Annotated in this window: 7 protein-coding genes; 4 read left to right on the top strand and 3 right to left on the bottom strand. The window is 72.5% G+C overall.

Going from position 1 to position 7,934, the window contains the following annotated elements; genetic code table 11:
* Positions 1 to 160: 160 nt before the first annotated feature.
* On the bottom strand, positions 161 to 2,299 hold the full coding sequence (locus ABZE72_RS14130) for a S8 family serine peptidase (protein WP_372729672.1): 2,139 nt from the start codon (positions 2,297 to 2,299) through the stop codon (positions 161 to 163).
* Between the two features lie 116 nt (positions 2,300 to 2,415).
* On the opposite strand from ABZE72_RS14130, the gene ABZE72_RS14125 reads away from it, so the two are divergent.
* Both ABZE72_RS14125 and ABZE72_RS14120 read left to right on the top strand, forming a co-directional pair.
* Positions 2,416 to 3,048, top strand: coding sequence for an HAD family hydrolase (locus ABZE72_RS14125; protein WP_372729671.1), 633 nt, complete (start codon positions 2,416 to 2,418; stop codon positions 3,046 to 3,048).
* 103 nt (positions 3,049 to 3,151) lie between these two features.
* Positions 3,152 to 3,547 carry a cold-shock protein gene (locus ABZE72_RS14120; RefSeq protein ID WP_372729670.1) on the top strand — a complete coding sequence of 132 codons (396 nt, stop codon included), beginning with the start codon at positions 3,152 to 3,154 and terminating at the stop codon, positions 3,545 to 3,547.
* A gap of 11 nt (positions 3,548 to 3,558) precedes the next feature.
* Here ABZE72_RS14120 and ABZE72_RS14115 read toward each other — a convergent pair whose 3' ends face one another.
* A complete protein-coding gene (locus ABZE72_RS14115; RefSeq protein ID WP_372729669.1) occupies positions 3,559 to 4,938 on the bottom strand; it encodes an MFS transporter in 1,380 nt (459 codons plus the stop codon).
* Positions 4,939 to 5,035: 97 nt separating this feature from the next.
* Here ABZE72_RS14115 and ABZE72_RS14110 point away from each other — a divergent pair, with 97 nt between their 5' ends.
* The gene (locus ABZE72_RS14110; protein ID WP_372729668.1) at positions 5,036 to 5,824 is read left to right on the top strand and encodes a DUF3027 domain-containing protein; all 789 of its coding nucleotides are present in this window, start codon (positions 5,036 to 5,038) and stop codon (positions 5,822 to 5,824) included.
* On the opposite strand, the gene ABZE72_RS14105 is transcribed toward ABZE72_RS14110, so the two are convergent.
* The gene (locus ABZE72_RS14105) at positions 5,821 to 6,153 is read right to left on the bottom strand and encodes a DUF2530 domain-containing protein (RefSeq protein WP_372729667.1); all 333 of its coding nucleotides are present in this window, start codon (positions 6,151 to 6,153) and stop codon (positions 5,821 to 5,823) included. The two genes, ABZE72_RS14110 and ABZE72_RS14105, sit on opposite strands and share 4 nt — an antisense overlap.
* A gap of 77 nt (positions 6,154 to 6,230) precedes the next feature.
* On the opposite strand from ABZE72_RS14105, the gene ABZE72_RS14100 reads away from it, so the two are divergent.
* Complete coding sequence (locus tag ABZE72_RS14100; protein WP_372729666.1) at positions 6,231 to 7,709, top strand: NCS2 family permease; 1,479 nt, start codon at positions 6,231 to 6,233, stop codon at positions 7,707 to 7,709.
* Positions 7,710 to 7,934 lie beyond the last annotated feature (225 nt).

Below are 7,934 nucleotides of genomic sequence, written 5' to 3'. Positions count from 1 at the left end.
GCGGCCGATGCGCTGGCCGGTGAGCGGCACGTGGGGCTGGCCCAGCGCCTCTTCGGTGACACCTGGCTGGCGTGGCGCTGGCGCGAGGTGGCCGTCGGTGCCCTGGGCGGGATCGCGATGCTCGGTGCCGGGGCGTGGCTCCTGGTCCGGCGCCGCCGGATCAGCGGGTGATGACGACCGGGATCCGGGTGGTCGCGCCGTTGGCGCCGCGCCAGGTCACGAACCCGTCGTCGAGCGGCAGCACGCCGGCTCCGCGCTCGACGGTGACGGTGTAGGTCGCGCTCTCGCCCGGAGCGAGCCGGACCGCTGCCGGGGTCAGCGTGACCCGGTGGCGGGTGAAGCCGGCCACCGAGGAGGAGAAGTACATCGCCCGCCGTCCGACGTTCGTGATCGTCCGGGTGGCCTTCGAGCGGTCGCCCGCCATCAGGATCGAGGGCGTGTTCAGCTCGCGCAGGTCGCCGTTGAGCCACCGGCGGTAGTCGCCCGCCTCGACCGCGTGCACCAGCCCCGGCGAGGTCGCCCGCGCAGGACGCGCCCGGCCGGCTCCCGACGCCAGGGCGGCGTCACCCAGCGGGGCCGACGTCGTGGTCAGCGCCGAGCGGATCGCGCTGGCCGACCAGCCGGTGCGTCGTACCAGCACGGCGGCGGCGCCGCTGAGGTACGCCGTGGCCGCGGACGTGCCGGTGACGAAGTCCCAGCGGGTCGAGCGCACGGAAGGGGGTACGGCGCCGAGCACGCCCTGGCCGGGCGCGACGACGTCGGGCTTGACGACGGCGGCGTTCGGGTCGCCGGCCGAGGACGAGTCCAGCACCCGGGCGGGAGGCTGCCGGACACCGACGGGGCGCAGGGTGACCCTGCCCCGGGGGTTGCCGGCGAGCCACAGTCGCAGCGTCCGGACCTCGCGCGCCGACAGGTGCACGGTCGGGACGCTGTGGAAGTCGGCATCGATCGATCCGGGTCCGGTGTTGGCCAGGATCATGCCGACGCCGTCGGCGCGGTCGACCGCCGCGGACTTGTCCACGCGGCCGAGGCCGCCCCGCTCGCAGAGCACGATGGCGCCGGCGACCCGGGCGGCGTCCAGGCTGCCGGGCTCGCAGAGGCGGGCCTGCTGGGACGTTGCGCCGGGGGCAGGGACCCGTGCGCCCAGCACGACACGAGCCGGACCGGCCGAGCGGGTGGAGGACATGGCGCCGGGCAGGTTCGCGGCGCCGCCGAGGGCGACGGTGCCCCGGCGTACCGCGCCGGTGGTGCCGCCCACCGTGGTGACCCAGGGGCTGGCGTGCGCAGCGAAGGACCGCTCGCCACCGTTGCCGGCAGCGGCCATCACGACGATGTCGGCCTCGGCCGCGCCGAGCAGGGCGCGCTCGACGGTGTCCACCCCGCCCGGGCCGCCGACGGAGAGGTTCAGGACGTCCACGCCGTCACGGGTGGCGGCGTCGATCGCGGAGACGAGGTCGGCGGTCGAGCAGCCGTCGTCGTCGGGGTCCGGGGCGGTCCAGCAGGCCTTGTAGACGGCGAGCCGTGCCTGCGGGGCGGAGCCGGCGTAGTCGCCGAGGCGCTGGCCGTTCACCCGGACCGAGACGCCGGCGTTGCCGGCGGCGATCGAGGCCATCTGGGTCCCGTGACCGCTGTCGTCGCGAGGGGAGAGCCGGGAGGAGGAGCGCAGGTTCTCGTCACCGAAGCCGTCGACGAACCAGCGAGCGGCGACCAGCTTGCGGTTGCAGGCGGACTCGCCGAAGCCCGGCCCGACCTCGCACTCGCCGCGGAAGCCGCGCGGAGCGCGACCGAGGCCGGGGACGGCCGAGAAGAGCGGGCTCTCGGGCCAGATGCCGGTGTCGACGATGCCGATCACGGTGCCGGCGCCCCCGCGCGAACGGCCGGAGGCGAGCAGGCCGGCGGCGCCGGAGGGCGAGCCGGCGAGCGTCCGCACGATGTTCTTCTCGACCGAGACCACGTCGGGGCGAGCCTGGAGGGCGCTCACCTGGGTGCGGGTCAGCTCGGCGGCGAAGCCGTTCAGGGCCTCGGTCCACCGGTAGACGGGCTCGTCGGCCCCGATCGCGGCCAGCACCTCGTCCTGGGTCTGGCCGAGCTGCCAGCGCCGGAACTGCTCGGGCAGGGCGCCGCGGTAGCCCGCGAGGCCGGCGCCGGTCAGCGTGACCAGGTGCAGGGCGGTGGGCTGGTCCTCGGAGCCGGCCGACGCGGTGGCGGGCGAGGTGGTCAGCACCGGGGAGAGGAGCGCGAGGGCAGCAGCGATCGCGACACGTCGTACGACGCGTCGGTGCACACGACGTCCTGGCACCCGGCTCACTTGCTCCTCATCGGTCCCCGTGATGTGGAAAACGTCCATTGTGACGCATGGAGCACGAGCGTGGCACGGGAATGGGTGCTGATCCAATCGCTGCCTAGGGTGACCCCATGCCTGCCGCCGCTCCCGCGTCCCCGCTCGTGGTCGGGTTCGACCTGGACATGACCCTGATCGACACCACCCTCGGGTTCGCCGCGACCCTGGAGGTGCTCGGGGTCGAGCTGGGAGTGGAGTTCCCGGTGGGCGAGATGACCGCACGCCTGGGCCCACCGCTGGAGCAGCTGCTCGCCGGCCACCTGGCCGAGGAGGCGATCGCGCCGGCCTCGGACCGGTTCCGGGCGCTCTACCCCGAGCACGCGATCGCCCCGGTGCCCCTGCTCCCGGGGGCGGCCGACGCGCTGGCCGCCGTACGACGGCACGCGGGCCGGCTGCTCGTCGTCACCGGCAAGTACGCACCCAACGCCCGGCTGCACCTCGACCACCTCGAGCTCGAGGTCGACCACCTCGAGGGCTGGGTGTGGGGCGTGGGCAAGGCCGACGTGCTGCGCCGCGAGGGCGCCTCGATCTATGTCGGCGACCACCTGCACGACGTCGAGGGCGCGTTGGCGGCCGGTGTCACCAGCGTCTCGGTGCTGACCGGGGGCTGCACCCGGGAGGAGCTCCTCGACGCGGGCACCCACGTCGTGCTGGACTCGCTGCACGAGTTCCCCGACTGGCTGGACGGCCACCGGGGCGCCCCCTGAGTCGACCGCTGCCGAACCCGGTGGCCCGACCCGGGGGCGGCCACATAGGCTGTGCCGTCGCCGTGACATCGGGTCCCGGCGCGAGTATCCGAGAGGTCTGACCGTGCCCACAGGCAAGGTGAAGTGGTACGACGCCGAGAAGGGCTTCGGCTTCCTGTCCCAGGAGGAGGGCCCCGACGTCTACGTGCGCGCCGAGGCGCTGCCCGACGGGGTCACCACCGTCAAGGCCGGCACCCGCGTCGAGTTCGGCATCGCCCAGGGTCGCCGCGGCGACCAGGCGCTGCAGGTGCGGATCCTCGACGCGCCCGCATCGGTCTCCCGCAACCAGCAGCACGCCCGCCGCAAGTCGCCCGACGAGATGGCTCCCATCGTGGAGGACCTGATCCGGCTGCTCGACAACGTCGGCGAGGGCTACCGCCACGGGCGACACCCCGACGCCCGGACGGCGAAGCCGACCGCCAAGCTGCTGCGCGCGCTGGCCGACGAGCTCGAGCTCTGATCGGTCGCCGCTCAGCTCGGTGAGATCGCCCGGGGCCGGGTGGACATCACGAAGGCGAACCAGGTGGCCAGCACGGCCGCCCCCACGCCGAGCCCCAGCTGTGGCACCAGCGGGATCGCGATCCCGATGAAGCCGCCCAGCACCCAGGCCAGCTGCAAGGTGGTGTCCGAGCGCGCGAACGCGCTCGACTGCACCCGTTCGGGCACGTCGCGCTGGATGGTCGAGTCGAGGGCGAGCTTGGCCAGCGCCTGGGCCACCCCGGCCGTGACGCCGAGCAGCGCCAGCGACAGCACGCCGTAGAAGAGTGCCGCCACCAGGACGGCGGCGGTGTCGGCGACCAGTGCCAGGACCACCAGCGATGACGGCTTGAGCCGGTGCTGCACCGAGCCCACGCCGATGCCGATCGCGTTGCCGAGGCCGGCCCCGCCGATGACGATGCCGAGCAGGACCTCGGTGCGCCACTCGCCGATCGGGTTCTCCCGCAGCAGGAACGCCAGGAACATGATCAGGAAGCCCGAGAGCCAGCGGGGTCCGCAGTTGGCCCGCAGGGCGAAGGAGACCGCCGGGGGAACCGCTGCGCGGACGATCCGCTTGGCGGGGCCGGTGGTGGCGCTGGGGCCGGGCCCGAGGGCCAGACCCTCCTCGCCGAGGCTGACGTCGACCTTGCCGGGCAGCAGGATCGCCAGGATCGTCGCCACCACGAAGAGCACGAACGCGTAGCGCAACGACCACTCGGCGCCGAACGTGGCGGCCACCCCCGCGATCGGTGCCGAGACCGCGGCCCCGACGATCCCGGAGAGCGAGAGTCGGGCGTTCGCCTTGACCAGGGTGAAGCCGTGGGGAACCAGGCGGGGGACCGCGGCGGCGCGGGTCACGCCGTACGCCTTGGAGGCGACCAGCACCCCCAGGGCGGCCGGGAAGAGCGCGGTCGACCCGGTCACCACGGCGGAGGCGAGCACCCAGCAGAGGAACGCGCGGGTGGCCATCGTGGCGCCGATCGCCCAGCGGCGACCGTGGCTGAACCGGTCGAGGAAGGGGCCGATCAGGGGAGCGACGATGGCGAACGGCAGCATCGTCAGGCCCAGGAACAGCGCCACCTGGTCGCGGGCCTCTCCGGTGGGGACCTGGAAGAAGAGCGTGCCGGCCAGGGAGATCGCCACCGCAGCGTCGCCGGCGGTGTTGAAGGCGTGCATCTCGATCAGTCGGGAGAGGCCGGAGGCGCCGGCACCTCCCGCACGGGCCGCACGACGGGCCGAGGAGACGGTGAAGCGGGTGGCGCGCCCGGCTGCTCGTACGCCGGTGCCCAGGCCTCGGCCGACGGCCCGGACCCCGGAGCCCGCTCGTGAGGCGGTCGAGGCGCCGTGGGGCGCATCGTCGGGCGGCAGGGGCATGGCCTCATCCTGCCCCGTGGCACCGAATGTCGGGCGCCGGGACACGGCATCCCGGCCGGATCCCGACCCGACCTGACACGACCGGGGTGGATGGGCCATGATTTCACGAGTGATGACCTCCGTGCGCCCCAAGCCCGACTCCGTCGCCGTCGCGGCGGTGGATGCCGCGCGCGCCGCCCTGCTCGAGGAGATCGAGGCGGCCGACGTCGGGGAGCACCTCGGTCACGTCGTCGAGGGCGAGCGTCTGGTCACCCACCTCTTCGAGTGCCGCCGCCCCGGCTACGTCGGCTGGCGCTGGTCGGTGACCGTGGTCCGCGCATCGCGCCAGAAGCACGTCACCGTGGACGAGCTGGTGCTCATCCCGGGCGACGAGGCGATCGTGGCGCCGGCGTGGGTGCCCTACCGCGAGCGGATCAAGCCGGGCGACCTGTCGCCCGGTGACCTGCTGCCGGTCGAGGAGGACGACCCGCGCCTGGTCCCGACGTACCTCTTCGGCGACGAGGAGCTCGACGCCGACGAGCGGGCCCAGGTCCGCACCGTGGCGGACGAGCTCGGTCTGGGTCGGGTGCGCACGCTCTCCCTGGAAGGCCGCGACCTCGCCGCCCAGCGGTGGTACGACGGCGACGGCGGCCCGGAGGCCCCGATCGCGCAGTCGGCTCCCGACTCGTGCTCGACCTGCGGCTTCCTGATGCGGCTGGCCGGTCCGCTGTCGGAGATGTTCGGCGTCTGCGCCAACGGCAACGCCAACGACGACGGCCGGGTGGTCAGCTTCGACCACGGCTGCGGTGCCCACTCCGAGGTGCGGCTGGCCAAGAAGCACGAACCGATCCCGCTGGCCGACCCGGTGGTCGACACGATCTCCATCGAGGAGCTCGAGACCTTCTAGGACGCGGTCGGGTCCGGCGGGGTGGCCGGGTCGCTCGGCACGGTCGGCCCTTCGAGGCGGGCACCACGCTCCTTGCGACGTCGCCGGCAGTACTCCAGGCCGAAGAGGCCCAGGCCGAAGCCGGCCAGGCAGGTCCACAGCCACCACACGTTGCCCTCGTCCTGGAGTCGGCCGTAGAACGGCAGCAGGGCGATGAAGGCGATCAGCCACAGCGCGACCCCGACCTCGACGGTCCGGACTCCGTCGACGTCGAGGGGCTCGACGTCGGCGACGATGTAGGTGCGGTTGCCGAACTCGTGCTGCATCGGCTGGTCGTCGCGGAGTTCCACGGCCCCCACGCTAGTCGAGGTTGCCGAGATCGGGGGAGGGCACCCGGCGCGGTGCGCGCCTCTGCCAGAATCCCGCCGTGAGCAACCAGACCAAGACCGGCGTCCGGGCCGGCACCGCCCCCGGCCAGGGTCGTCTCGACGGCTACTTCAAGATCACCGAACGCGGCTCGAGCGTGGGGCGTGAGGTCCGCGGTGGCGTGGTCACCTTCCTCACGATGGCCTACATCATCGTGCTGAACCCGATCATCCTGCTCCAGGGGCAGGACATGAACGGCGAGCAGCTCGCGGGTGGCAACTTCGCCGCGATCGCGGCTGCGACCGCGCTGGCCGCCGGTGTGCTGACGATCCTGATGGGGGTGGTCGCCAACTTCCCGCTGGCGCTGGCGACCGGTCTCGGACTCAACGCGTTCGTGACCTTCTCGATCGCCAGTCAGATGACCTGGGCCGACGCGATGGGCCTGGTGGTCCTGGAGGGCCTGATCATCCTGGTGCTGGTCCTGACCGGCTTCCGGGAGGCGGTCTTCCACGCCGTGCCGTCGCAGCTGAAGGTCGCGATCTCGGTGGGGATCGGTCTCTTCATCGCGCTGATCGGTCTGGTCGACGCCGGCTTCGTGCGTCGTACCGGTGTGGGTCCGGTGCCGGTCGAGCTCGGCATCGGCGGCAACCTGCAGGGCTGGCCGGTGCTGGTCTTCGTCCTCGGGCTGGCCCTGATGATCGGTCTCTTCGTCGCGGGTGTTCGCGGCGCGATCCTGATCTCGATCGTGGTCACCACGCTGGTGGCGATCCTGGTGGAGAAGCTGGCGAACGTCGGTCCGGCGTTCGACGCGGCGGGCGACTACAACGCCAAGGGCTGGAACCTGAACGTCCCCGCCTGGCCGAGCGACATCGTGCAGAAGCCCGACTTCGGTCTGCTTGGTCAGTTCAACCTGCTCGGCTCCTGGGAGAACGCCGGTGTCGTCACCGTGTCGCTGTTCATCTTCACGCTGCTGCTGGCCGACTTCTTCGACACGATGGGCACGATGACCGCGATCGGCGCCGAGGCCGGTCTGCTCGACGAGGAGGGCAACCCGCCGAACACGAAGCGGATCCTGGTGGTCGACTCGATCGCCGCTGCCGCGGGTGGCGCGGCCGGCGTCTCCAGCAACACCTCCTACATCGAGTCCGCCTCCGGTGTGGCGGAGGGTGCCCGCACCGGTCTGGCCAGCGTGGTGACCGGCCTGCTCTTCCTGGTGGCGACGCTGTTCTCGCCGCTGGTCCAGGTGATCCCGAACGAGGCGGCCGTCCCGGCGCTGGTGCTGGTCGGCTTCCTGATGATGCAGCAGGTCAAGGGGATCGACTGGGACGACCTGGAGATCGCGATCCCGGCGTTCCTGACGATCGTGCTGATGCCGTTCACCTACTCGATCTCGGCCGGGATCGGTGCCGGGTTCCTGGCGTTCGTCCTGATCAAGGTGGTGCGCGGCAAGTTCGCGGCCGTGCACCCGCTGATGTGGGTCATCGCGGGGCTGTTCGTGCTGTACTTCGCGATCTCGCCGCTGACCGCCCTGCTGAGCTGACGCGCAGGCGGGCAGATTCACTGGTTAACCAGTGAAACCCGCACTTCACCCGGATAACTCCCTGGGTGAAGTGCGGGTTTTCTGGGTTCAGTGGCCCGTTCAGAGGCCCTGCTGCCCCGCGGACACCCCAAGCCCCCCCGAACCCTCAGGCCCCCCGAACCTTCAGGCCCCCCGAACCTTCAGGCCCCCCGAACCTTCAGGCCCCCCGAACCCTCAGGCCCCCCG

The sequence above is a fragment of the Nocardioides sp. genome, assembly GCF_041600255.1.
In the GTDB taxonomy this organism is placed as follows: Bacteria; Actinomycetota; Actinomycetes; order Propionibacteriales; family Nocardioidaceae; genus Nocardioides.
Note: the sequence above shows the minus strand (reverse complement) of the source record. Positions and strands in the feature narration are given on the sequence as shown.

Excerpts from the sequence above, each read along its gene's own strand:
- ABZE72_RS14125 (WP_372729671.1), top strand. The coding sequence starts at position 2,416 with ATGCCTGCCGCCGCTCCCGCGTCCCCGCTCGTGGTCGGGTTCGACCTG.
- ABZE72_RS14115 (WP_372729669.1), bottom strand. The coding sequence starts at position 4,938 with ATGCCCCTGCCGCCCGACGATGCGCCCCACGGCGCCTCGACCGCCTCA.
- ABZE72_RS14110 (WP_372729668.1), top strand. The coding sequence starts at position 5,036 with ATGATTTCACGAGTGATGACCTCCGTGCGCCCCAAGCCCGACTCCGTC.